This is a genomic window from Pseudomonas sp. BS3767 (genome assembly GCF_900099665.1).
In the GTDB taxonomy this organism is placed as follows: Bacteria; Pseudomonadota; Gammaproteobacteria; order Pseudomonadales; family Pseudomonadaceae; genus Aquipseudomonas; species Aquipseudomonas cerasi.
On the sequence record NZ_FNCX01000001.1, the window covers coordinates 1,018,203 to 1,044,378 of the forward strand.

At 59.6% G+C, this 26,176-nt stretch carries 19 protein-coding genes and 1 pseudogene; 14 read left to right on the forward strand and 6 right to left on the reverse strand.

Annotated elements, in window-relative coordinates:
• Positions 1-43 precede the first annotated feature (43 nt).
• From BLR16_RS29205 to BLR16_RS03925, 4 genes and pseudogenes are all read right to left on the reverse strand, one after another.
• Positions 44-907: a methyl-accepting chemotaxis protein gene (locus BLR16_RS29205; RefSeq protein ID WP_371123451.1), complete on the reverse strand. Its 864-nt coding sequence runs from the start codon at positions 905-907 to the stop codon at positions 44-46.
• Positions 899-1,669: pseudogene (locus tag BLR16_RS29210) on the reverse strand (HAMP domain-containing protein); the annotation flags it as partial. The gene BLR16_RS29205 and the pseudogene BLR16_RS29210, both read right to left, overlap by 9 nt.
• 173 nt (positions 1,670-1,842) lie before the next feature.
• A complete protein-coding gene (locus tag BLR16_RS03920) occupies positions 1,843-2,982 on the reverse strand; it encodes a glycerate kinase (protein ID WP_074806005.1) in 1,140 nt (379 codons plus the stop codon).
• A 112-nt stretch (positions 2,983-3,094) separates the two neighbouring features.
• Positions 3,095-4,186, reverse strand: a complete 1,092-nt coding sequence (locus tag BLR16_RS03925; protein WP_074806001.1) for a sugar diacid recognition domain-containing protein — start codon at positions 4,184-4,186, stop codon at positions 3,095-3,097.
• A gap of 230 nt (positions 4,187-4,416) precedes the next feature.
• Here BLR16_RS03925 and BLR16_RS03930 point away from each other — a divergent pair, with 230 nt between their 5' ends.
• Positions 4,417-5,508 (forward strand): alpha/beta hydrolase, encoded by a 1,092-nt coding sequence (locus BLR16_RS03930; protein WP_161437859.1) that lies wholly within the window; start codon positions 4,417-4,419, stop codon positions 5,506-5,508.
• Positions 5,509-5,718: 210 nt separating this feature from the next.
• On the opposite strand, the gene BLR16_RS03935 is transcribed toward BLR16_RS03930, so the two are convergent.
• On the reverse strand, positions 5,719-6,432 hold the full coding sequence (locus BLR16_RS03935; RefSeq protein ID WP_003350184.1) for a FadR/GntR family transcriptional regulator: 714 nt from the start codon (positions 6,430-6,432) through the stop codon (positions 5,719-5,721).
• 461 nt (positions 6,433-6,893) lie between these two features.
• Between BLR16_RS03935 and BLR16_RS03940 the strand changes: the two genes are divergently transcribed.
• The 5 genes from BLR16_RS03940 (at position 6,894) to BLR16_RS03960 (ending at position 13,106) form a co-directional block, all read left to right on the forward strand.
• Complete coding sequence (locus BLR16_RS03940) at positions 6,894-8,219, forward strand: MFS transporter (protein WP_044308790.1); 1,326 nt, start codon at positions 6,894-6,896, stop codon at positions 8,217-8,219.
• Between the two features lie 64 nt (positions 8,220-8,283).
• The gene (gene gudD / locus BLR16_RS03945; protein ID WP_074805991.1) at positions 8,284-9,636 is read left to right on the forward strand and encodes a glucarate dehydratase; all 1,353 of its coding nucleotides are present in this window, start codon (positions 8,284-8,286) and stop codon (positions 9,634-9,636) included.
• Positions 9,637-9,787: 151 nt separating this feature from the next.
• The gene (locus BLR16_RS03950; RefSeq protein ID WP_003396441.1) at positions 9,788-10,441 is read left to right on the forward strand and encodes a DUF1345 domain-containing protein; all 654 of its coding nucleotides are present in this window, start codon (positions 9,788-9,790) and stop codon (positions 10,439-10,441) included.
• A 42-nt stretch (positions 10,442-10,483) separates the two neighbouring features.
• Positions 10,484-11,440 (forward strand): D-2-hydroxyacid dehydrogenase family protein, encoded by a 957-nt coding sequence (locus BLR16_RS03955; RefSeq protein WP_003371904.1) that lies wholly within the window; start codon positions 10,484-10,486, stop codon positions 11,438-11,440.
• A gap of 418 nt (positions 11,441-11,858) precedes the next feature.
• The gene (locus BLR16_RS03960; protein WP_032609867.1) at positions 11,859-13,106 is read left to right on the forward strand and encodes a cellulase family glycosylhydrolase; all 1,248 of its coding nucleotides are present in this window, start codon (positions 11,859-11,861) and stop codon (positions 13,104-13,106) included.
• A gap of 110 nt (positions 13,107-13,216) precedes the next feature.
• Here BLR16_RS03960 and BLR16_RS03965 read toward each other — a convergent pair whose 3' ends face one another.
• The gene (locus BLR16_RS03965; protein ID WP_003435933.1) at positions 13,217-15,343 is read right to left on the reverse strand and encodes a TonB-dependent siderophore receptor; all 2,127 of its coding nucleotides are present in this window, start codon (positions 15,341-15,343) and stop codon (positions 13,217-13,219) included.
• Between the two features lie 191 nt (positions 15,344-15,534).
• On the opposite strand from BLR16_RS03965, the gene pncA reads away from it, so the two are divergent.
• The 8 genes from pncA (at position 15,535) to BLR16_RS04005 (ending at position 26,175) form a co-directional block, all read left to right on the forward strand.
• Entirely contained in the window at positions 15,535-16,179 is a 645-nt protein-coding gene (pncA, locus tag BLR16_RS03970) for a bifunctional nicotinamidase/pyrazinamidase (RefSeq protein WP_054081070.1), read from the forward strand.
• 141 nt (positions 16,180-16,320) lie between these two features.
• Complete coding sequence (locus tag BLR16_RS03975; protein WP_092194106.1) at positions 16,321-17,256, forward strand: formate/nitrite transporter family protein; 936 nt, start codon at positions 16,321-16,323, stop codon at positions 17,254-17,256.
• An 86-nt stretch (positions 17,257-17,342) separates the two neighbouring features.
• The gene (locus BLR16_RS03980; protein WP_003371891.1) at positions 17,343-18,026 is read left to right on the forward strand and encodes a response regulator transcription factor; all 684 of its coding nucleotides are present in this window, start codon (positions 17,343-17,345) and stop codon (positions 18,024-18,026) included.
• Positions 18,004-19,401, forward strand: coding sequence for a sensor histidine kinase (locus BLR16_RS03985; protein ID WP_042931051.1), 1,398 nt, complete (start codon positions 18,004-18,006; stop codon positions 19,399-19,401). Before BLR16_RS03980 ends, BLR16_RS03985 begins: the two co-directional genes overlap by 23 nt.
• A gap of 435 nt (positions 19,402-19,836) precedes the next feature.
• A complete protein-coding gene (locus BLR16_RS03990; protein WP_161437855.1) occupies positions 19,837-20,763 on the forward strand; it encodes an alpha/beta fold hydrolase in 927 nt (308 codons plus the stop codon).
• Positions 20,764-20,828: 65 nt separating this feature from the next.
• A complete protein-coding gene (locus BLR16_RS03995; protein WP_161437860.1) occupies positions 20,829-22,052 on the forward strand; it encodes an efflux RND transporter periplasmic adaptor subunit in 1,224 nt (407 codons plus the stop codon).
• Positions 22,049-23,140 carry an efflux RND transporter periplasmic adaptor subunit gene (locus BLR16_RS04000; RefSeq protein WP_003371884.1) on the forward strand — a complete coding sequence of 364 codons (1,092 nt, stop codon included), beginning with the start codon at positions 22,049-22,051 and terminating at the stop codon, positions 23,138-23,140. Before BLR16_RS03995 ends, BLR16_RS04000 begins: the two co-directional genes overlap by 4 nt.
• Positions 23,137-26,175, forward strand: coding sequence for an efflux RND transporter permease subunit (locus BLR16_RS04005; protein ID WP_074805989.1), 3,039 nt, complete (start codon positions 23,137-23,139; stop codon positions 26,173-26,175). Before BLR16_RS04000 ends, BLR16_RS04005 begins: the two co-directional genes overlap by 4 nt.
• Position 26,176: the final 1 nt, after the last annotated feature.

Here is a 26,176-nt window from a genome sequence, read left to right on the forward strand (position 1 = left end):
TCGATCGTCGGCAAGCGGACACAACCTGTATCAATGTAGGGTTTTACACCTTGAAGCGTGAGACCACCTGATTCAGGTCAGCGGCCAGACGCGACAATTCATGGCTCGACGCACTGATCTGGTTGGCGCCCTGAGTCGACTGCATGGACAGATCGCGAATGTTGACGATGTTTCGATCAACTTCACGCGACACTTGCGCCTGCTCTTCAGCCGCGCTGGCAATCACCAGATTGCGCTCGGAGATCTGGTTGATCGACGAGGTGATTTCGCTCAAGGACTCACCCGCGCCCTTGGCCAGTGCCAACGTCGAGTCGGCCCGGTCACGGCTGGTGTTCATCGAGTCGAGTGCCTGCGCCGAACCGCTGCGCATGGCGCTGACCATCGAATCGATTTCCAGGGTCGACTGCTGGGTGCGATGCGCCAATGCCCGGACTTCGTCCGCCACCACCGCGAAACCGCGGCCCGACTCGCCTGCCCGTGCCGCCTCGATGGCGGCGTTGAGTGCCAACAGGTTGGTCTGCTCGGCAATCGAGCGGATCACGTCCAGCACTTTGCCAATGTCCTGCGACTGATTGGCAAGGTTTTGCACCAGCGTCGAGGTGGCCTGCACGTTGTCGGTCAGCGTCTGGATCGACTGCACCGTCTCGATCACCCGCGTCTGGCCCGCCAGCGCCGAGGTGCTGGACTGGCTTGAGGCGTCCGATGTGGACACGGCATTACGCGCAACTTCTTCTACTGCCGAGGTCATTTCGTTGATCGCCGTGGCGGCCTGATCGATCTCCGCATTCTGTTGGTTCAGCCCGCGGTAGCTGTCTTCGGTGACCGAGTTGAGCTCGGTGGCGGCCGATGCCAGTTGCGTGGCCGAACTGCCGATGTGGCGCATCGCTTCACGCAGATTGATCTGCATCGTCGCCAGGGCACGCAACAGCCGGGTGACTTCGTCTTCGCCATCGACCTCGATGGTATGGGTCAGGTCGCCGTTGGCAACCTGCTCGGCGGCGGTGACCGCGCGCTGCAGAGGACCGACGATGCTGCGGGTCAGCCAGAGTGCCAGGCCGATGGTGCACAGCGCGGCAATCACCACGAAGATAATGACGATGTCGCGCGACTTACCGTACTGGGCTTCGGCGGACTTGCCTTCCGCATCGACCCTGGTGACATAAAAGTCGGCCAGATCACCGAGTTGCTTGCCGGAACCGTCGACGATCTGCTTCATGTCGACCAGCAGCAGCTTGTTCAGTCCGACGCTATCGCCCTGGCCAGCCAGTACAAATGAGCGGTCCAGCGCACTGCGGTATTGGCCCATGGTCACCATGAACTGGTCGGTCAGCGACTTCTCTTCCGGGGTGTCGACAAAGGTCTTGAGAATGGCCAGCTTCTTGTCCAGATCGCCCAGACGTACGTCCAGCTGACCACGGTAGGTCGGAATGCTCGCAGGATCGGTGTCCAGCGCCATGCGCAGGGAAATGGTCCGAATGCGCAGCATGATCTCGCGGATATCGTTGACCACTCGCATGCTGGGCAGCCAGTTGGTCTCCACCGCCACCTCACTCTGGCGAATGGTCGACATCTGTGCCAGCGCAAACCACCCCAGCAATGCCACCAACAGGGAAATGAGAGTAAAACCCAGACCGGCACGACGAGCGATAGTGAGTTTGCGTAGATTCATGACCAGAGCTCTTTATATTTTTTTGGAGGACGGTGTCCGACTCGAAGTTGTCAGACAACCGATAGCATATCGCCCTGATCAGGCAATTCTTTAGCACGTCCAGTGAACATTCGCAGGCTTAGTCAAAATAACAGCCGATTGCCAGGCTGCTGCCGTTGATCACAGCGCGATCATCAACTGCCCGAAGCCATCTGCCAGAGACGCGCCACGTCACGCGCACGCTCGTGCAACAGGCGGCGGGTATCGCGGCAGGCCTGCTCAAGGCTCATCGGTCCGCTGACCAGAGCAAAGGCGGCGCCGATGCCTTGCGCATACAGCTGCTCGTAGCCTTCGCCCAGGGTTCCCGCCAGCACAATCACCGGCACTTGCCGACGCCGGGCGACTCGCGCAACGCCAAGCGGCGTCTTGCCGCGCAGGGTTTGCGCGTCGAAACGGCCTTCGCCGGTGATGACCAGATCGGCACCGATCAACGCGTGTTCCAGCCCGGTCAGGTCGGCCACCACTTCCACGCCGGCACGAAACGAGGCCTTCAGGTAGGCCTTGGCGGCAAAGCCCATGCCTCCGGCCGCACCGCTGCCAGGACTGTCGCGCAAGTCCTGGCCGAGGACCTGAGCCGTATGGTCGGCAAAACAGCCGAGCGCAGCGTCCAGCGCCATGACCTGCTCAGGCGATGCGCCTTTTTGCGGGCCGAAGATAGAAGAGGCGCCATTCGGCCCGCAGAGTGGATTATCGACGTCGGCGGCGATCTCGACGCACACGTCAGACAAGCGTGGATCGAAGCCGCTCAGATCGATACGTGCCAAATCGGCAAGCGCAAGCCCACCCGGCGCCAGAGTCTGGTCGTCGGCATCCAGAAAGCGCGCGCCCAAGGCTGAAAGCATGCCACTGCCGCCGTCATTGGTTGCGCTGCCGCCGATGGCCAGGATCACCCGACGGGCTCCTGCATCCAGCGCCGCCGAGATCAGCTGACCGGTGCCTTCCGTGCTGGTCACACAGGCGTCGCGTTGTGCCAGTGTCAGCAGTTGCAAGCCACTGGCCATGGCCATTTCGATGATTGCGGTCCTGCTCTCCGCCAGCCAGCCCCACTGAGCATTGACCAGGGCGCCAAGCGGACCGCTGACGCTGGCACTCATCAGTTCACCATTGCAGGCAGCCAGCAGCGCCTCGATGGTGCCCTCCCCGCCATCTGCCATCGGGCATTTGATCAGTTCGGCGTGCGGCCAGACCTCGGCCAGACCACTGGCGATCGCGTCGGCAACTGCCTGGGCGCTGAGGCTGTCCTTGAACGAGTCGGGGGCGATGACGATTTTCATTGTTGTTCTCCAGATCCGGTATCTCGCATGCTCTCACTCAAAACCGTGTTCTCCGCCTGCCGTTCGCACAATGATCTGCGGTCGTCATCGGGCGTTTGAACAAAACCCGGCTTCAGGTGTGACGGGTGATCATCTGCGCCCCCAGGTACAGGCGCAGCAGGTCATCGGTTTTGTAAGGATCGCAACCCGTCAGCTCGCCAATCTTCTCCAGCCGGTAGCGCAGGCTGTTGCGATGGATACCCAGCGCTTCAGCGCACGCCTGGCTTTCGCCGCTGTACTCGAACCATTTGCATAAGGTGTCGAGCAGTTGTGCATGCGTGTGCAGACGCTCCATCGGCTCGGCGACGTTCTCGGCCAGCCAGTCATGACGATAACGCCAGAACAGCACCGGCAGCCGATAGGCTTCAAGACGCAGCAGGCGTTGTGCCGGCCTTGCCTGGCTGGCGTAGTCGAGCAGATCCCGCGCTGCCGCGCAGGCCTGGCGCAGGGTGGGCAGATCCGCCGATTGCGCCACAGTGGCCATACGCAGCACTGGCCAGTGGTGTTCATCGAACTGCTTGAGCAGCAGCGCATCGTCACGCTCCTTGCCCGTGGCGCGGCACCAGTACAGCAAGGTGGGCTCACGCAGCACGCACCAGCTGTCGGCGTAGCGCGTGCCGATCCATTTGGCAACCTGGCTGGCAGCCAGCCCCTGCTCGGCAAACTGGAGCAGTACCACCTGACGCGCCATGTGCGGCTGCAAACCCAGCTGTCGCGCTTCATCCACCAGGCTGTCGGGACAATCCGGCAACAGCAGGCGAGCCAGCAGGTCTTCGCTGCGCTGCGCCCGCCATTGAAGGTCAGCCTGCTGGCGGCGCTGTTCCATGAGCATCTCGGCAGTCATCTTGACCAGTTCGCCATACACCCGCACTTCGTCCGGCTCGCCGGTGATGCCGAGCACGCCTACCAGTTGATGATCGAGCATCAGCGGCAGGTTGACACCCGGCTTGACACCCCCGAGCTGTGACGCTGCCAGAGAATCGATTTCCACCACCTGCCGGTTGGCCAGCACTCGCTGCGCGCCTTCATGACGGGTACACAATCGCTCGGCATCACCGCTGCCGATGATGATGCCCAGGTAATCCATGACATTGACGTTGTACGGCAGGATGGCCATGGCCCGGTCGACGATGTCCTGGGCCAGCGCTCGATCAAGGGCGAACATGAACAACTCCGGACGCGTGGCGAGGCTTGCAATGCTTGGGCATATGGATACATTTTGTTGAAGTTATAGAACGCCCGAGTGTGCCTGAAAGTAGTCACGGGCGCGACGTACATGGCAGAGTGCCTGCGTCGACCTTTTGAACCCTCATATATGTGCGCACAGGCCCCCTTTTGATCAAATTCCGACTCGCCAGCCTGCTGTCGCTCTTGACCCTGCAAGCCTGCACGTCAATGGCGGAAAGCGATGAGCCGAAACAACGCTTTGAAGACTACCGTCAGCAGACCCTCGAGCTGATTCGCAACCAGCGCAACTTTCAGACCGCCGACCACCAGGCCGAGCTGGACTGGAACGCGCCACGCCAGTGGACCCCGAGCGGGACACCCAAGGGCGGCGTGCTGCTGGTGCATGGCCTGGGGGATTCGGCGTGGTCGTTTCATGACGTTGCACAGATGCTTGCCGCTCAGGGTTATATGGTCCGAACCGTTTTATTGCCGGGGCACGGCACCAAGCCCGAAGACATGCTCGACGTGCGCCTCGAACAGTGGCAGCGCGTGGTGCGCGAACAGGCGCAACTGCTCGCTTGTGAAGTGCCGAAGGTCTATCTGGGAGGCTTTTCGACCGGTGCCAATCTGGTTCTTGATTACGCCTATGGGCATGACGAAATCGCCGGGCTGCTCTTGTTCTCGCCGGCATTTCGCTCCAACAGCGGCTATGCCTGGCTGACCCCGTGGATCGGCTGGGCACGCCCCTGGCTCGCCGCGCCGAACCAAGGCCTGCGCCCAATGCAGACGCCGGTTCGCTACATGAACATGCCCACCAATGGTTTTGCCCAGTTCTATCGCAGCAGCGCGCTGGCCCAGGACCGCCTGCATCAGCGTCGCTATGACAAGCCGGTATTCATCGCCATCGCCGAGCACGACTCAGTACTCGACACTGATTACGTGCTGGATAATTTCAGCCAGCGCTTCAGCAATCCCGCCAGTCGCCTGATCTGGTACGGCGACCTGCCCGCCCGCGCGGCCAATACGCCGCGCGTCGAGGTGCGCAAGGACTACCTGCCGGAATACCGCATCAGCCGCTTTTCACACATGGGCCTGCTTTTTTCAGCGGATAATCCGCTTTACGGCGTATCCGGCAGCCAGCGTATCTGCTGGAACGGCCAGAGCACGCCGGACACCGCCAAGTGCATGGCAGGCGAGCCGGTATGGTATTCGGACTGGGGTTACACCGAATCGGGCAAGATCCATGCGCGCCTGACGTTCAACCCGTATTTCGAGTGGCAGACCCAAGTGATGCTCGGCGTGCTGAACGCAACACCGTAGTACGCAACTGCCTCCCTTGTATCGTCGATACCGGGGGCGCCAGGCTTGTATAGGAGCGAACCGGGCGACGCTTCGCTTGTTCGCGAAGGCGGTGTTTTGAACGCCGAATCTTCTGCGACTGTACGGGCCCTTTAGCGAACACGTTCGCTCCTGCATTTTTGCCGTACGCTCGAGCATGGAGAGCTCTTGTGGGAGCAAACACGTTCGCGCCTACTCCAGCGGGACCAGCCGCTCACGGCTGTTGCTCAGGTGTGTCCACATCGCCGCACGTGCTGCATCCGGGTCCTTGCGGCGAATGGCGCTGAGCAGTGCTTCGTGTTCGAGGTTGGCCAGATAGCCCTGATGCGCGAGGTTGTTGCCTGCGCGCTCGCTCGATGCGATGCGGCTGCGCGGAATGATCGCGCTGCCCAGGTGTTGCATGATCTCCAGAAAATACGGATTGCCAGTGGCTTCGGCGATCAGCATGTGAAAGCGTTTGTCAGCCTCGACGCAGCTGTCGTCGTTGGCCAGCAGGTCCTGATAGTCGTCCAGCGCCTGACGCATGGCCGCCAGTTGCTCATCGGTGCGGCGTACAGCCGCCAGCGCCACGGCCTGGGTTTCCAGGCCGATACGCAGTTCGATGATATCGCGCACTCTGGATACCGTTTCGACTTTGAGGCGCAGTCCCGTCTGGTCACTGCGCTCGAGCACGAACGTGCCGATGCCGTGATGGGTCACCACCAACCCGGACGCCTGCAATTTGGAAATCGCTTCACGCACCACCGTGCGGCTGACGCCGTGCTCACGGACGATCTGGTTCTCGGACGGCAGCTTCTGACCCGGTGCGATCTTGCCGAGCAGGATGCGCTGGCTCAGTTCGGTGACCAGATCAGTGGCCAGGCTGTGCTGACGGCGTTTGGGCGCAGTACCGGCGGGCTCTTGCATGGTGAGTGAATCCTGACTTGTCTGGTTAAGCTGCCGTATCACGGCCGTGGCAGCGCAAATGCCGGGCTGAGGGCGTTTGAAAGCCGGATTTAATCGCCCTGCACAGTTGTCTTACTTGTATTACAAGTCATTCCCGACTGTCAAAGTTCCTGTGTCCATCCAAACCGCCTACCATCAGCCACTAAGTTCAAGGTCCCGAACAGGCATCAACGGATACGCACGATCTAAAACCCCAGTATTTACTGGTCATAAACTTTAAATTAACACCATCATACAGCCCCCGCACACCTGCACATCGGCAGCCGATCAGAGTTTAATAATCTTGCAGATCGTCACCGCAAGGGGATTGCACAACCACCATTTACTTGTATGATGACCGACAATGCGAAGGACACACTTCGCACATACCCGCATAAAAACAACGAGTGGGAGATTCAACTGTGAGCACATCCAATTCCAGGATGGCCGACGGCACAGGTTCGGCTCTTAATTCAGCCGTATCGAAGGTCAAACGTCACGTCCTGCCGCTTTTCGTCATCATGTTCATCGTCAACTACATCGACCGGGTCAACATCGGCTTCGTGCGTTCGCACATGGAGCATGACCTGGGCATCGGCGCAGCAGCCTACGGCCTGGGTGCCGGACTGTTCTTCATCGGCTACGCCCTCTTCGAAGTCCCTTCCAACATCCTGCTGCAGAAAGTCGGGGCGCGTATCTGGCTGACGCGAATCATGCTCACCTGGGGCATCGTCGCCGCCTGCATGGCCTTCATCCAGAACGAAACCCACTTCTACATCCTGCGCTTTCTGCTCGGTGTGGCCGAGGCCGGCTTCTTTCCAGGCGTGATCTACTACTTCACCCGCTGGCTGCCTGGCGTCGAGCGTGGCAAGGCGATTGCCATCTTCCTCAGCGGCTCGGCCATTGCCTCGCTGATCTCGGGCCCGTTGTCCGGCCTGCTGCTGCAAATCACCGGTTTCGGCCTTAAAGGCTGGCAGTGGATGTATTTCATCGAAGGCATGTTCTCGGTCGGTCTGTGCTTCTTCGTCTGGTTCTGGCTGGACTCCAAACCGCACGATGCCAAGTGGCTGACCCGCGAAGAACAGGATGCGCTGGTCAACGCCATCGATGCCGAACAAGCTGCCCGCGAAGCCGCGACGCCGGTCAAGGCCTCCATCGGCAAGCTGCTCAAGGACGGTCAGATCATTCTGTTCTGCCTGATCTACTTCTTCATCCAGCTGACGATTTACGCAGCGACGTTCTGGCTGCCGAGCATCATCCGCAAAATGGGCAGCCTGACTGACTTCGAAGTCGGCATGTTCAACTCCATTCCGTGGCTGCTGTCGATCATCGGCATGTACGTGTTCGCCACGCTGTCCGCCAAATGGAAACGCCAGCAGGCCTGGGTAGCCATTGCCCTGCTGATTGCCGCTGCCGGGATGTTCATGTCGACCACCGGCAGCCCGATCTTCGCTTTCGTTGCCATCTGCTTTGCAGCGCTGGGTTTCAAGTCGGCTTCTTCGCTGTTCTGGCCGATCCCACAGGCCTATCTGGACGCACGGATCGCCGCAGCGGTCATCGCGCTGATCAATTCGGTAGGCAACCTCGGCGGCTTCGTAGCACCGACCACCTTCGGCCTGCTGGAAGAACACACCGGCTCGATCCAGGGCGGGCTGTATGGCCTGACAGCCACGTCGATCATCGCCGCGATCATTGTTTTCGCCGCGCGCAACACCCCCAAGCCTGGCGCGACACCGGTCGCCGCCATTCAGACGCCGGCGACCCACTGACACACATGCGCAGCCACTTTTTCATCGGTCATATTTTCAAGGCCTTACGTTTAAAGGACCCGTCATGAATATTCAGCAATCCAATATCACCAGCAAGACCCCCGTCATTACCGAGATGCAGGTCGTGCCCGTGGCGGGCCATGACGACATGCTGCTCAATCTGAGTGGCGCACATGGCCCCTACTTCACTCGCAACGTGGTCATTCTCAAGGACAATGCCGGGCATGTCGGCGTGGGCGAAGTACCTGGCGGCGAGCTGATTCGCCAGACGCTGGAAGACGCGCGATCGCTGGTCGTCGGCAGCAGCATCGGCACCTACCAGAAGATCCTCAACAAGGCACGCAAGGCGTTTGCCGATCGGGACGCCGGTGGCCGCGGCTTGCAGACATTCGACCTGCGCATTGCCATTCATGCGGTCACCGCACTGGAAGCGGCGCTCCTCGACCTGCTCGGCCAGCATCTGGAAGTACCGGTTGCCGCATTGCTGGGCGAAGGTCAGCAACGCGATCAGGTCGAAATGCTTGGTTACCTGTTTTATGTCGGCGACCAGCGCAAAACCGATCTGGCCTACCGCAGCGAACCCGAGGCCGATAATGACTGGTTCCGCATCCGCCATGAAGAAGCACTGACACCGGAGGCCGTAGTACGCCTGGCCGAGGCCGCGCATCAGCGTTACGGCTTTCAGGACTTCAAGCTCAAGGGCGGCGTGCTGAGCGGCGACCAGGAAATCGAAGCGGTGACCGCACTCGCCGAACGCTTCCCCGAGGCGCGCATTACGCTGGACCCGAACGGTGCCTGGTCGCTCAAGGAAGCGATCCGCCTGTGCCGCGATCAGCATCATGTGCTGGCCTACGCCGAAGACCCGTGTGGCGCGGAAAACGGTTATTCCGGGCGTGAAGTGATGGCCGAGTTCCGCCGTGCTACCGGCCTCAAGACAGCTACCAACATGATCGCTACCGACTGGCGGGAAATGGGCCACGCCATTCAGTTGCAGTCAGTGGATATCCCACTGGCCGACCCGCACTTCTGGACCATGCAGGGCTCGGTACGCGTGGCGCAGATGTGCAACGAGTGGGGCCTGACCTGGGGCTCGCACTCCAACAACCATTTCGATATTTCCCTGGCGATGTTCACCCACGTCGCCGCTGCAGCACCGGGCACTATCACCGCAATCGATACGCACTGGATCTGGCAGGACGGCCAGCGTCTGACCAAGGCGCCACTGCAAATCGTCGGTGGCAAGGTCGAGGTCCCGAAGAAACCGGGGCTCGGTGTCGAGCTGGACATGGACCAGTTGGCCAAGGCTCACGAACTCTATAAAGGCATGGGCCTGGGCGCGCGTAACGACGCCGTGGCCATGCAGTTTCTGATCCCGGACTGGAAATTCAATAACAAGCAGCCTTGCCTGGTGCGTTGAATCGGTCTGACACTCGCAGTTGACTCGCCGCCTGTTCACTCTCTGGCTGGCACACGGCGCGCAATCCCCTTGCGCGCCGTTTTTTTAATCGAATTTGGCTTGCCGAAGCGGCATGCTACTGTCTGGTAATGTCCAGTAACGATTAGACCGCATGCGCCATCTCGCCCGCACTCGCCCTCGCCTCACCCTTGCCGCTCTGGTCGGCCTGACCGCAGGCATCGCCTGGTCCTGGCTCATACCTCACTCGACACTGACCCAGAGCCTGCTGACTGGCTGGGACACGGGGGTATGGCTTTATCTGATCATGATTTTCATCCGCACGCTGCGCAGCGACGCTGACGATGTTCGGCGAGTTGCGATGAGGGAAGACGAAAACGCGGGCGTCATTCTGGTTACAGTCTGCGTCGCGGCGCTGGCCAGCCTGGCCGCAATCATTTTTGAAATCGCCAACAGCAAAGGCCTTTCCAACGACGCCAAGATGCTTCACCACGCCTTCACCGGCCTGACGGTCATCGGCTCCTGGCTGATGATCGGCGTGATCTTCAGCCTGCATTACGCACGCATGTTCTACACCTGGAAAGGCAAAGAACCCGCACTGGCATTTGTGGGCGGTGAAAAGAACCCCGATTACTGGGACTTCCTGTACTTCTCGTTCACCCTCAGCGTCGCGGTGCAAACCTCCGACGTTGGCGTAGCGACGCGCGAAATGCGCAAGGTCGTGCTCGGCCAGTCGTTGATCTGTTTTGTGTTCAACACCGCGATTCTGGGTTTTTCGATCAACATCGCCGCCAGCCTGTTCAACTAGCGTTTGCCTTGAAAAACAATCCCATCAAGAGGCCTTCAGACAATGACCCTATTGAAAATAGCGGTACTCGATGACTGGCAAAACGTCGCCAGCGATGTCGTGGACTGGTCCGTACTCGACTCAGTGGGCACGGTCAGCTTTCTGCATGACTACCCTGCCGATACATCGACCATGGCGCAGCGCCTGCAAGGCTTCGACATCATTTGCGTGATGCGCGAGCGAACCCTGTTCGATGCGACGTTGCTCAGCCAACTGCCGACGCTGAAACTGCTGGTCACCGGCGGAATGCGCAATGCGGCGATCGATACCGCCGCGGCGAAGCGTCAGGGCATTGTCGTGTGCGGAACCGAAAGCTATAAGCATGCGGCACCGGAGCTGACCTGGGCGCTGATCATGGGCATCACCCGCAACCTGGTAGCCGAGGCCAACTCGTTGCGTGCCGGCAATTGGCAGGTCGGACTGGGCAGCGACCTGCATGGCAAAACCCTGGGCATTCTCGGCCTGGGCAGTATCGGTAAGTGGATCGCCCGCTACGGACAGGCATTCGGCATGAAGGTCATTGCCTGGAGCCAGAACCTGACGCCAGAGGCGGCTGCCGAGTCAGGCGTCACCCATGTCAGCAAACAGCAACTGTTCGAGCAGGCCGATGTGCTGTCGGTGCACCTGGTGCTCAGCGATCGCAGCCGCGGTCTGGTCGACGCAGAGGCGCTGAGCTGGATGAAGCCCGAGGCTTATCTGATCAACTCGTCACGCGGCCCGATCATCGATCAGGCCGCGCTGATCGACACACTGCAACAGCGCAGAATCGCCGGTGCAGCGCTGGACGTCTTCGACATCGAACCACTGCCGGCCGACCACCCGTTCCGCACGCTGGACAACGTGCTGGCAACTCCGCACATCGGTTATGTCACCGAAAATAACTACCGGACCTTCTACGGGCAGATGATCGAAGACATTCAGGCGTGGCATGCGGGATCGCCGATTCGGGTGTTTGGCTGACGAGTCCTGCAACATCAGGCTGTAACCTATGGATGCCAGGCTGCGTCTGGCGTCGGATTTCAGCCTCTGTAAAGAGTGGTCACGGGGCCCGCCGCAGGCCCCCGCTTGCATATCAGTAACGATTAGCGCTTCGGACAAAAAAGGTCAGCACAGGATTAATCCTCCGGTTTTTGCCAACATTGAAAATTATATCTAGGCGAACCTGCTCTTCCGATGGACAATGCCCGGAATATAATTGCACCCTGAGCCCGAGTATCAATAAACAACAGAAAAATAGAAACAGTCGCTCAATCGCTCCATCAAGTTTCCGACGTATTTATATGAATACTGTCATTCCATCCGTTATCGCTTGCCTTGAGATTTATTCTCCTGTTTCACCAGGCGCAATCACTTTTCGCACCGATCACTGAGACACCCGATGAATATCCGCTCAGCCAGGCTATATGACAGTCTCATGGCCGCTAACGAGAAACCTGTCATGGCCGACAGGACCGTACAGCCGGCGAGCGCTGGCGCGACTGACACAACTTCGGATGCGCAGGCGAAACTCGATACTTACACGCCCTCCGACAGGCACTCCGCTGAAGCAGCGGAAACCTCTCCGGTCTATACCAGAGCACTGTTCAAGCGAAATGCTCAAGCACTGGCGAGCGAAGCATCCCCGTCGGATACGGCGTTACTTACTAGTCAAAAAACGCGTGTCAGTCAGGATGATACCAAGGCCGTGCTCAATGACGTCGCCACTGTCAAAGACAATACGGCCCCTGCCGAGCCAGATAACAAAGTCAAAGACAAAGACAAGATTTCCGCTTCAGAGCCGGTCAAAACTGCCGAGCCCGTCTTGCGCGGGGGAGCCAACGTCAATCCTGATGATATCGCCACACCTGCCGCAGCCACGAAGATGATTCAGGACCTGAAAGCGATTGGAGGCGGAACCTTGCGCTTTCAGATGACGCACGACCAGATTCAGGATAGCAGGCAGTTGGACAAGCTCAGGGCGTTGCTCAATGAAGGGGGCAAACAGGGTGTAAAGGTTCAGTTCACGTTCCGCGACAATGCAAACCAGGGTAGCGGAAACGTGCTGACGGGAGACAAATTGAAGCAGGCCTCGGCCGACATCAGTACCATTGTCAAAAGGTTTGGCAGTCGCACAGGCTTTGTGCTGGATACCTTCCATCAGGGCGGTAAAAGCGCAAGTCAGGAATGGGCTGACATGCAGACCACGTTAATTAAATCGGCGCGCGATGCCGGTTATAAAGGAAGTATTGTTGTCGAGGACAGCAATTGGGGGGGTGGCCTGACCGCAGGTCCGCAAAGCGGCCTGGTCAAGTTTGCGGTTCAATTAAAGGCTGCCAATGGCGACGACAACCCTGCACTGATTGGCAGTTTTCATGTGTATGCCAGGGAAAGCGAAGCCTCTTCGCGACTCGCCAACCAGATCAAGGCAATGAAAGAGGCTGGCTACAAATTCCAGATTGGCGAAGTGGGTAATGCCAACCTGACAGCAGCCAATACCTTCCAGCAAAAGGACGCCGCCACTAATGCCCTGCGGGATAATATGAGCGCTCTCAAAGCAGCCGGAGCGGACATTTTACCCGGCAAGGAACAGTTCCAGGGGGGCAAACTTCGCCACCGTGCCGGCTTTTCAACGGCTGATCAGTACTGATGATGCACGGCTGCGTGTGCACAAGGGCCAGTGCCCATGACACACGCTGCTGAACCTGCCCCTGAAAGGATCAGGCTTGCGCTATCAGAACCCGATATCGGCACATGGCATCACAACGTATAGGCAATCCCCACCTGCACCGTCCGTGGTGCCCCCGGATAGGCATAGACGTTGCCGAACGAGCCTTCCTCATAGTCGGTGTTAAACAGATTCTTCAGGTCCAGATTGAGTTTCACGTGCGGGTTGACCTTGTAATAGGCCAGCAGGTCAAACACCGTATAGCTGTCCATCGAGAAAGAAGTGTTGGCTGTACGTCCGGCGCGCTGGTCGACATAGCGACCGCCGCCGCCCAGGCCCAGGCCACGCAGGGCGCCTTCCTGAAACTCGTAGACGTTGAGCAGGCTGAAGGTTTGCTCGGGAATGTTCATCAGCCGTGTACCGGACCGTAGCGTGTTGTCCTTGGTGACTTCGGCGTCCACGTAGGCGTAACTGCCCATTACCCGCCACTCCGGCGTCAGGTTGCCGACCACGTTAAGGTCCAGGCCGCGACTGCGCACCTCGCCCGCCGCCACACTGAACGTTGAATCGACCGGGTCGGTGGTCAGCACGTTACGCTTTTCGATCTGGTAGACGGCCGTGTCGACACTCAACTGCCCGTCCAGCCCCTCCCACTTGGTTCCGATCTCATAGGATTTGCCCTCCTCCGGCTTGAACCCCCCACCCAGTCGGCTGGCACCGCTGTTGGGCTTGAACGAGCGAGCAGTCGTGGCGTAGACGGCAAGGTCGTCGGTCAGGTCGTAGCTCAGGCCGAGGCGCGGTGTGACCGCGTTATCGCTGGCAGTCCAACTGCTGGTGCCGGGCAGAAAAGAATCATAATCATGTTCGAAACGCTCCAGACGCACACCGCCCAGCAGCTTCAGGCGCTCGGTCAGGGCCACCTGGTCCTGCACGAAGGCAGCCCAGGTCTTGAGGTTTTCCTTGTCGTGGGTTGTCGTTCGGGTCAGTGCCGGACGAGCCTGGCCGTAGACCGGATTGAAGATGTCGATCGGGTAGGCACTGACTGCACCGCTGGAGCGTTGAATGATCGACTTGTAGTCATAATCTTCGTACTCGACACCGGTCAGCAGCGTGTGCTCGAAACCGCCCGCAGAAAAATGCCCGGTCAGGTTCAGTTGCACATCGCGATCGGTCCATTCCAGCTTGCGATAGTTGAAGTTGCGCCCCAGGGTGCGGCCGTCCGCCGCCAGCCCGTTGGCCTCGATGGCATCGCCTTGCAGGGAGCCGTCAAGGATCTGCACACCGCCGCCCAGCGTCCAGTCCGGGTTGAGGTCATGCTCGAAGCGCAGTTGTGCCATGTTGTTGTCGTTATGCAGCTTGCCCACACTCTTCTCGCCGAAGAACGTGTCGCGAGAAGCCGTGCCCGTCTGGTTGGCATAGCGAGTCAGACCACGATCCAGTGGCGCGTTATTGCGCATGAAGTCGCCTTCGAAGGTGATCCGCGTAACGTCGTTGACCTGCCAGCTCAATACCGGCGCCACGCCATAGCGCTCGGTCTCGACGTGGTCACGGAACGTATCGCCGCCCTCGCCCACGACATTCAGGCGGTAGGCAAAACGCCCTTCGTCATCCACGGGTCCCGAGGCATCCAGCGTTCCGCGCTTCATGCCCTGATCATTGAGCTGACCGCCCAGCGTGACGGAGGGCTCGGCCAACGGCTGCTTGGAAACCACATTGAAGGTGCCGCCCGGATCGCCACGGCCATAGAGCGTGGTGGCCGGACCGCGCAGCACCTCAAGGCGCTCGATGGTGTTGGCGTCCGGCATGTTCGGATAACCACGATTGATCGGGAAGCCGTTGCGATAGAACTCGCCGGTGGTGAAGCCGCGCACCGTAAAGGTGGTCAGCCCCTGGCCGCCGAAGTTGTTGGCTCGCCCGACGCCACCCGCGTAGTCGAGAGCATCCTGCAAACGTGTGGAACCGATGTCCTCGACGGCTTCACGGGTCACGACGCTGACCGATTGCGGGGTTTCGTGCAGCGAGGTATCGGTACGCGTTGCACTGGCAGACCGTGTGGCCCGATAACCATCGACCGGTCCTTGTGCCGTTTCGGCATTGGCGGCGCCCTGGATATCGATGTTCTGCAACTCCATGGCAGGCTGGACGCCAGCCACCTGATCGGCCCAGGCCGCTTGAGAGATCGCCTGGATAACGCAAAGTGAAACGAGAGTACGACGCATCGACGTGCAGCCCTTGGCAAGAAACCAGGCCTCTTGGGACCCGGCAGGATTTTTTGCGAATAGTACAGATTCGTATTAACGCCTGATACAAATTCCCAAAAAATACTCTTGCACAGGCCAGACATGACGCTTAGCCAATGTGGCGATAAACAGGCAAACTGCGCTCATTGCTCCTTACCAGAGAACCCACGATGCCCCTTTCCCACAAGCCTGCCGATCCTCGTTGCGCCTTGCTGGTGATCGACATGCAATACGACTTCATGCCCGGCGGGCAACTGGCTGTGGCTGACGGCGATGCGCTGCTGCCGCTGATCAATCGCCTGGGTGCGCGCTTTTCCCAAGTGGTCATCACGCAGGACTGGCACCCTGCCGGGCACATTTCCTTTGCTTCCAGCCATGCGCAGCGCCTGCCGTTCGAGAGCATTACCCTGCCCTACGGTCCTCAGACGCTGTGGCCGGATCATTGCGTACAAGGCAGCCACGGTGCTCAGTTGCATGCCGACCTCGATCTGCCTCACGCGCAACTGGTCCTGCGTAAGGGCTGCAATGAGCACATCGACAGTTACTCGGCATTTCTGGAGGCAGACCGCACGACCCGTACAGGGCTGGCCGGGTACCTGACAGAGCGCGGTATCGATACGCTGTTCGTGGTCGGTCTGGCGCTGGACTTCTGTGTCGCCTGGTCGGCGCAGGACGCACGGAGTGCCGGTTTCAATACTTTTGTGGTCGAAGATGCCTGTCGCGCCATCGACATGAACGGCTCGCTGGAGCAGGCCTGGAAGACCATGCTCGGCATGGGTATAGAACGCGTGCAGAGCGCCGATCTGCTGGGCTAGACCGACACATTCTGCCGACTGGCTCAAACATTTCTCGATACGCCCCGCCGCTGGCGAACGACAGCGCGCGGCGCCTGTCTGAACCATCGGCCCGACATTGCCCCGGTCGGGCCATTTCATCACTGGCGCTGAGGACGTTGTATGGATCACGAAGTAGATGGCAAGACCCCCGGCCTTTCCGCCGAGGAAGAGCGCGAGATCGATGAGAATCAGCCGCCCCGCGCGGCAGTGTTGCACGAAACCATTCGCATGCAGGGCGACCACGAACTGGAGCGCAGCGTAGCCGCGCTGTGGTGGTCGGCACTGGCTGCGGGGCTGACCATGGGCCTGTCGCTGATGGCGATGGGTTTGTTGAACTCGCGCCTCGAAGGCCTCCCCGGTAGTCATGTGATCAGCAGCCTCGGCTATTCGGCAGGGTTTCTGGCGGTAATCCTGGCGCGCCAGCAACTGTTCACGGAAAACACCATCACGGCTGTACTGCCGGTCATGAGCAAGCTGAACCTGGCCAACATCTGGCGGCTGCTGCGCCTGTGGGGTGTGGTTCTGGCCGGCAATCTGGTCGGCACGCTGACGGTGGCCTACGTCATGCTCAACCTGCCGATTTTCGATACCAGCACCGACAAGGCGTTTCTGGAAATTGGCCACAAGGTCATGGAAAACGACCTGGGCCAGATGTTTTCCAAGGGCATTGTGTCGGGCTGGATGATTGCGACCATGGTCTGGATGATCGCGTCGATGGAAAACGCCAAGATAGCGATCATCGTGCTTATCACTTACCTGATGGCGCTCGGCGACTTTACGCACATCGTGGTGGGTTCGGCTGAAGTATCCTATCTTGTATTCGCGGGTGAGCTGGGCTGGAAGGATTTCTGGTTTGCGTTCGCAGGCCCCACGCTGGCGGGCAACATTATCGGTGGCAGTTTTATTTTCGCGTTGATCAGCCATGCGCAGATCCGCAGTGAAAAAGACACCACCGAGAAAATGGAGCGCGATCGCAAAAACAAGGAAGAAAAACGTCGCCTGGAGAAAGCGCAGAAGCTCAAGGAAGAGGATTCCACGGCAAAGCGAGAAATATGATCCCTATCATTAAACTTTCTTTCAGGAAACGCGGCGGATTTTAAAGGCAGAATGACTCTTTGAACGCACCTATTCAGGCAGGGACCATGACCCGAATTCTGGCAATCGAAGACGATGCCATCACTGCAAAGGAAATCGTGACCGAACTCAGCAGCCACGGGCTGGAAGTGGACTGGGTCGACAATGGCCGTGATGGTCTGGCGCGTGCAGTGAGTGGCGATTATGACCTTATTACCCTGGACCGCATGTTGCCGGAGATGGATGGTCTGACCATCGTCACCCACTTGCGTGCCCAGGGCATTTCCACGCCGATCCTGATGATCAGCGCACTCTCTGACGTTGACGAGCGCGTCCGCGGCCTACGTGCCGGAGGGGACGACTATCTGCCAAAACCCTTTGCGTCGGATGAGATGGCCGCACGCGTCGAGGTGTTGTTGCGACGCAGCAACCCGGTCAGTGCCGCCAAGACGGTCTTGCAGGTTGCCGACCTGGAACTGAACCTGATCACCCGGGAAGCATGTCGCGGCGGCGAACCGCTGACGCTGCTGCCCACCGAATTCAAGCTACTTGAGTTCCTGATGCGCAACAGCGGACAGATCATCACGCGAATGATGATTTTTCAGGAAGTCTGGGGCTACCACTTCGATCCGGGCACCAACCTGATCGACGTACACATCGGCCGTCTGCGCAAGAAGATCGACCAACCCGGTACCGCACAGCTCATTCAGACCGTGCGAGGATCCGGCTATGTCATTGCCGAACCCGTCTGACGGCTGGCGATCATCCACAAGTCGATTACTGGCGCTGTACAGCTCGCTGTTCGTAGCCTGGAGTGTGATTCTGCTTGGCGTCCTGTATTGGGAGGTGACGTCCTATCTGGACACCCTCGCCCGCCAGTCGCTTACCCATCGCCAGCAACTGTTTTCACGCTTCGAAGGCCAGGGCCTGGTGGACGCTCTGGCCACCAGCATGACCTTCGATACCCGCTCGGTGGATGCCTACGGTCTATTCGACGAAAACTTCCGCCCGGTTGCCGGGCCTATCACCAGCGTCCCGAAAAACCTGCCTATCGACGGCCAGATTCATGTACTGAACGATTGCATCGAATCGGATGATCCAGGCATGCCGCAAGGCAGTTGCGATGCGATCGTCAATCGCACGTCGGACGGCCGCTGGCTGGTGCTGGTTCGCGAGAACGGTTCGCTGTTTGCGGTGAGCACGCTGATCCTGCATGCGTTGCTGTGGGGCATCTCGCTGACCATCATTCCCGGTGTTGCCGGCTGGCATCTGCTGCGCCGTCGACCGTTGCGACGCATCCGTGCGATCCAGGCCAGCGCCGAATCGATCATCGCCGGCGACATGGCCGGCCGTCTGCCGGTCTCCAACAGGCGCGATGAACTGGACATGCTGGCGGTAATCGTCAACGCCATGCTCGACCGGATCGAAAAGCTCATGAACGAGGTCAAGGGCGTCTGCGACAACATCGCCCATGACCTGCGCACACCGCTGACCCGCTTGCGTGCGCAGCTTTACCGTATTCAACAGCAGTCAGCCCACGATTCGACCCACGCCACGCAGATTGCCCAGGTCATCAGCGAAGCTGACACACTGATGGCACGTTTCCGCGGGCTGCTGCGCATTTCCGAGCTGGAAGACCGCCAGCGGCGCTCGGCATTCGTTGAACTGGAACTGCGCCCGCTGCTGCAGGAGCTGCATGATTTCTACCTGCCGCTGGCTGAGGAAGACCAGATCACCCTGATACTCGACCTGCATGAAACGTTACCCACGCTGGTAGGCGACCGCGCCCTGCTGTTCGAAGCACTGACCAACCTGCTGGGCAACGCAATCAAGTTCACCCCTGGCGGCGGAATCGTCAAAGTCAGCGCCTACCCTGCCCCAGGCGGCACCACGCCGTGCATCGAAGTACAGGATTCCGGGCCTGGCATCCCTGTCGCCGAGCGCGCCGCTGTCTTCCAGCGCTTCTATCGCAGCGAAGCCGGCACCGAGCAAAGCGGTTTTGGCCTTGGTCTCTCGGTAGTGGCCGCCATCGTCAATCTGCATGGTTTTACCCTGCAAATAGGCACCAGCGAATATGGCGGCGCAAGCTTGCTGCTGGAATGCCGCACAGTGAATACGCTGGCCTGAGATTCACGCACTTCCCAAACCCTTGATTGCACGATCGTGCCTGCTTTTTGACGAGATTAAAGCGTCTGGCTCGAGGGTTTCAGCGATTTCGATATTAATCTGGCGCGTTATGCCAAGCGCAAAAATGTAACTGAATGTTACAAATCCGTATCCAGCTTGACCGTTTCAGCACCAGCAAGTTCACCCCAATAAATACGCTTTTCAGGTTCGATATGGCGTTTTTCCCCGATTAAATCCGTCTATTGGTCAAAAGATGATGGCCAAACGCCAAGGTGCAATGTGAACAGCTAGACATTTTTATGACGTCAGTGACTTGTCGCAATGCTGGCACTGCGTTATCTATGTCAGGGCAAGCACAGTTCCTGCGGTAACGTTTTCGCTGCACCCCTAATAATAACTCACCGGATTTCGCCACTTACCAGGCGAGGCTTTGGCATGGCTGCCGAAGCAGAGAACACTGTACTAATTGCTGGATCAAATTTTAGCTGGGAGGCTGTTATGGGCGCACAATCGAAGATTCTAACCATCGGTAAGTACAAGGTGTACGCCGAGACTTACTGGAAAGGCAGCGACGCCAAGACCATTCTGCTGGTCAACGGCGCACTGTCGACTACTGGCTCTTTCGGGCAGACGGTCAAATACTTGCAACCGCACTACAATCTGGTGCTGTTCGACCTGCCATTTTCGGGGCAATCCCGAGCGCACAACCCGGACGACATGATTGTCAGCAAGGAAGATGAAGTAAACATTCTCCTGCAACTGATTGATCTCTATCAGGTAAACCACCTGCTGTCAGTCTCCTGGGGCGGTGTATCGGCCCTGCTGGCCCTCTCCGAATGCCCTCCTTCCGTGGAAAAGGCCATCATCAGTTCGTTTTCGCCGGTGCTCAACGAGGCCATGCTCGACTATATCGACAACGCCCAGATCTACCTCGCCGCACGCGAAAAGCGCAAGATCGGCTCACTGCTCAACGACACCGTGGGCAAGTACCTGCCGCGCCTGTTCAAACTTTATAACTACAAGCACCTGATCAGCCTTGCCGAGCACGAATATCGCCAGATCGACTTTCACATCAGCCAGATTCGCCAACTAAGCGCCAGTAACTACGTCGAGCGTTTTTCCTCGATCAACATTCCGGTGCTGTTCATCAACGGTGAAAAAGATGAATACACCACCGTTGACGATGCGCGGATGTTTTCCAACTACATCGCCAAAAGCAGTTTCAATGTCGTTCCGGACACCGGGCACTTTCTGGACCTGGAAAGCAAGGCGGCGTGGCACCACTCGCAAAGAACCGCACTGACATTTCTGGGCACTGAAGCTACCCAGAAGGTTTGGCCCAGCGTCACCGCGATGGCCTGAAGCTCGCTCGCCTGAGCCCGGGAAGCCCTTGCGCTTTTCCGGCCTGACGCTGTGACTCATGGATGATGTTGGCTTCTTTGATCGGGCAGTGCTATTCGTTGATGACTTTTCCCTTTGCAACGCTCCTGCGTTCGTGCTGCCGTGTTTCCGGAAATATCCGGCCGTTGCACTCTCTGTACACTCAGCCCGGCGTGGTGCTGGGGTTCATCTCGCTACTCTCGCTCAGCGCTTGCTCTGCAGGAAAACCCGCAGAAAAGGCGCTGGTGCGAGTCGTCGCGCAACCGGTTGCCCTACTGAACGTCGCCAGCAGTGTGACGCTGACGGGCGATATCCAGGCCCGCAAGGTGACTGAGCAATCGTTTCGCGTCTCCGGCAAGCTGATCAAGCGATATGCGGATGTCGGGGATCGAGTGCGGGTCGGACAGGTTCTTGCCAGGCTCGACGCGCGCGAGCAAAAGACCGAGCTGGCGTCAGCCAGTGCCGAAGTGGCCGTGCGACAGTCGCGACTGTACCTCGCCGAACAAAACTACCAGCGTCAACAAGTGCTGCTGCCCAAGGGCTATACCAACCTCAGTGAATACCAGAAGGCCCGCTCTGGCCTCGACAGTGCGCGGGCGGATCTCGTCGCACTGCAGGCGCAGCAGGCGAACGCGCGTGAACAGGTCGGGTACACCGAGCTGTTCGCCGCAGCCGATGGCGTCGTGACGGCGCGCTATGCCGAAGAAGGTCAGGTGGTTCAGGCCGCCACTACGATTTTCAGCGTCGCTCACGATGGCGAGCGCGAAGCGGTATTTTCCGCGTACGAGTCCCTGCTGCGCGCCGATCAGACCGGTGCTGCAGTGATTGTCAGCCCCCTCGGCCAGCCAGAGATTCAGCTGACCGGCATCATCAGGGAAATCACCCCCATCGTCTCCGCCGCGAACGGCACGTTGCGGGTGCGCGTTGCACTGCAGGGAGCTGCTGCACCGCTTGCGCTGGGCTCCGTGGTCAGCGCTCGCTTGCAGACGCAGTCGCAAATAGTGTTCGCCCTGCCTTGGTCCGTCTTGAGCCGCACACAAGGACAACCGGCAGTCTGGCGGGTGGACGCTGAGGCCAGGGTCAGGCTGACGCCTGTGAAAGTGCTGCGTTACGAGCAGGGTCAGGTCATCGTTTCAGAGGGGTTGTCCGAAGGTGATCGAATAGTTTCCCGAGGGCTGCAGTTTCTCTACCCGGGGCAACGGGTCGAGGTCGCAGAGCGAGCACCGGTCGAAAACCTCGTCTCGTTGGCCTCGTCGGGAGCTGCGCAATGAGCACCTCGTGCGCAGAACCACGAACGAGATCCCGCTGCTGGCTGATCTGCATTCTGATTGTGGCACTGCCGGGCTGCCGCGAAAAACCGCTTCGCGAGGTTGTCGAACGCCCGGTACTGTTCACCGAAATAGTCGACCAGCGCAGCGCCTCTTATGGCCGCTTTGCTGGCGTCATCCAGCCGCAGTATGAAGTGGCGTTGGGGTTTCGCGTCGCTGGCCGACTGGCAACCCGGCACGCGGAGATCGGCGATCAAGTGCGCAAGGGCGATCTGCTCGCCACACTGGAACCCGGGGACCAGCAACACCGTTTACACGCCCGCCAGGCGGAACTCGGCAAGGCCCAGTCCGCCTGGCAACAGGCGCGCGACGAGTTGACGCGCTACCAGCAGCTCTATGAGCGCGGTATCGGCTCGCGGGCGCGAATGGATCAGTTGGACAACGACCTGAGCACTCAGGAAGCGTTGTGCAATCAGGCCCGCGTGGCGGTGCAGCAAGCCCGTGATGATGTGTCCTACACCCGCTTGTCAGCCGAGTTCGATGGCCTGATTACTGGATGGCAAGCGGAGGTCGGCCAGGTCATGGCGACCGGTCAGGCAGTCGTCAGCCTTGCGCGCCCCGACAGCCGTGAAGCGGTCGTCGACTTGCCACTCGGTTCGCTGGATGAACGCCACCGCATCAGAGTGGTTTCGCAACTGAACGATCAGCTTTCAGTGGCCGCGAACGTCCGCCAGCTTGCACCGCAAATCAATGCCGAGACCCGCACTCAGCGCGTCCGCCTGGCCTTGCAGAACCCTCCGGACAGCTTTCGCCTGGGCTCGACCGTCACGATAGAGATCAGTGGCGACGCGCCGGCGTTTCATGAGCTGCCCGGCAGCGCAGTGCTGCAGCGTAACGGCTCCTCTCAGGTGTGGGTGATCGACCCAACGACATCGACACTGATCCCGCGAGCGGTGCAGGTATTGGCGAGATCGGGCTCGACGGTAAGGGTCAGCGGCGAGCTGCACGAGGGCGAAAAGGTAGTGACTGCCGGCGTCAACGGCATGCAGTCCGGACAAAAGATCCGCCTGCAGCGAGAGGTCAGTTTGTGAAGGAGCGCTTCAATCTGTCGGCCTGGGGGCTCAGGCATCGCACGCTGGTCTGGTACATGATGTTCGTTTCATTGCTGATGGGCAGCTGGTCATTCCTGAATCTGGGGCGCGAGGAAGACCCTTCATTCGCCATCAAGACTATGGTCATACAGGCGCGCTGGCCGGGCGCGACGCTGCCCGATACCCTGCAGCAGGTGACTGATCGGCTGGAAAAGAAGCTCGAAGAAATCGACGCGCTGGATTACGTGAAAAGCTACACGCTGGCTGGCGAATCGACGCTTTTCGTCTTCCTCAAGAGTGAAACCCGAAGCGCCGACATCCCTGCGGCGTGGTATCAGGTGCGCAAGAAAATCAGCGATGTGCGCAGTGAGCTGCCCAGCGGCATTCAGGGCCCTGCGTTCAACGACGAATTTGGCGACGTGTTCGGCAGCATCTACGCGTTCACCGCCGATGGCCTGTCTTTCCGCCAACTGCGTGATTACGTCGAGCAAGTGCGCGCCGACATCCGCAGCGTACCCAACCTGGGCAAGATCGAGTTGCTCGGCGCCCAGCGCGAAGTCATTTATCTGAATTTTTCGATCCGCAAGCTCGCGGCGCTGGGCATCGATCAACGCCAGGTGCTGCAAAGCCTGCAAGCGCAAAACTCGGTTACGCCTGCTGGCGTGATGGAGGCCGGTCCTGAACGCATTGCCGTGCGGGCCAGCGGGCAGTTCAGCAATGAACAGGACCTCGAGGCCGTCAATCTGCGCTTCGGCGACCGGTTCTTTCGCCTCAGCGATCTGGCGACTATCGAGCGCCGTTATGCCGATCCGCCCTCCTCACTGTTCCGCTTCAATGGCCAGCCAGCCATTGGCCTTGCGGTGGCCATGAAGCAAGGTGGCAACATCCAGGCATTCGGCACCCAGTTGCAGCAGCGCATCGACGATCTGACCACTGAATTGCCGCTGGGCATCGACGTACACCTGGTCTCCAGCCAGGCCGATGTGGTCGAAAAAGCCATCGGCGGCTTCACCCATGCACTCTTTGAAGCGATCCTGATTGTGCTGGTCGTCAGCTTCATCAGCCTCGGCATTCGTGCCGGTCTGGTAGTGGCCTGTTCGATCCCGCTGGTGCTGGCGCTGGTCTTCGTGTTCATGGAGTACAGCGGCATCACCATGCAACGTATCTCGCTGGGCGCATTGATCATCGCTCTGGGGCTGTTGGTGGATGACGCGATGATCACCGTCGAGATGATGGTCACCCGCCTTGAAAGCGGCGATTCATTACCGCAGGCCGCTACCTTCGCTTACACCTCGACCGCGTTCCCGATGCTGACCGGCACATTGGTCACGGTCGCCGGTTTCGTGCCCATCGGCCTTAACTCCAGCTCGGCAGGCGAATACGTGTTCACCATGTTTGCCGTCATTGCCGTGGCGTTGCTGCTGTCCTGGCTGGTGGCGGTACTGTTCGCGCCCCTGATTGGCGTGCACATCCTCAAAGCCTCGGCGCAACATGCCGCGCCGGGACGCTGGATGCGTGGTTTCAGCCGCCTGCTGGTCAAGGCACTCGAGCACCGCGGGTGGGTGATCGGCATCACGTTGCTGATGTTCATCGGGTCGCTGTTTGCAGGCAGGTTGCTGCAGAACCAGTTCTTCCCGGACTCCGACCGACCGGAAATCCTCGTGGATATCTACATGCCGCAAAACGGCTCCATCGAAGGTACCCGCCAGACCATGGACCGCTTTGAAGCAGCGCTCAAAGGGGATGCCGATGTGCTGCGCTGGAGCTCTTACGTGGGCAAGGGCGCGGTGCGTTTTTACCTGCCACTGGATCAACAATTGAGCAATCCGTTCTACGGGCAGCTGGTGATCGTCAGCCAGGGTGGCGAAGCGCGTGACCGGCTGATCGAACGCTTGCGTCAGCGCTTTCGTGACGATTACGTCGGCGTGGGTGGCTACGTTCAGCCACTGAACATGGGGCCGCCGGTGGGCTGGCCGGTGCAATACCGGGTCAGCGGACCGGACATCGAACAGGTTCGCAGCCAGGCCATGGCGCTGGCGGCGATTCTCGATGCCAACCCGCATATCGGTCAGGTCATCTATGACTGGAACGAGCCGGGCAAGGTGCTGAAGATCGACATCGCGCAGGACAAGGTACGCCAGTTCGGCCTGTCTTCTGAAGACGTGGCGCAAATCCTCAACAGTCTGGTCAGTGGCACCACCATCACTCAGGTGCGTGACAGCACCTATCTGATCGACCTGGTCGGACGTGCAGACAGCGACGAACGCAGCTCGGTGCAGACCCTCGCCAACCTGCAGATCCCGATACCTGGCGGTGCGAGCGTGCCGCTGCTGGCGTTCGCCACGCTCAGTTACGAGCAGGAACAGCCGCTGGTCTGGCGCCGTGACAGGCTGCCGACCATCACCCTGAAGGCCAACGTGCTCGGCAAGCTGCAGCCGGCAGCGCTGGTCAGGCAATTGAAGCCCGACGTCGATGCCTTCAGCGCCGGCCTGCCGTTGCGTTACTCGGTCGCCACCGGCGGCGCAGTCGAGGCCAGCGCGCGCTCACAGGGTCCGATCCTGAAGGTCGTACCGTTGATGCTGCTGTTGGTGGTCAGCTTTTTGATGATCCAGTTGCACAGCGTGAAAAAACTGCTGCTGGTGGTCAGCGTGGTGCCGCTGGGCCTGATCGGCGTGGTCGCAGCCTTGTTGATTTCCGGCTATCCGCTGGGGTTCGTGGCAATTCTGGGCGTGCTGGCGCTGATCGGCATCATCATCCGCAACTCGGTGATTCTGGTCACGCAGATCGATGAATTCATCGCCGCAGGGGAAAGCGCCTGGACATCGGTGGTCAAGGCCACCGAACATCGCTGCCGACCGATTATGCTGACCGCAGCGGCCGCGAGCCTGGGCATGATCCCGATTGCCCGAGAAGTGTTCTGGGGGCCGATGGCCATCGCCATGATCGGCGGCATCGCCATCGCCACCCTGCTGACCCTGTTTTTCCTCCCGGCGCTGTATATGGTCAGCTATCGGATCAGGCCACCTGTCGTTTAGC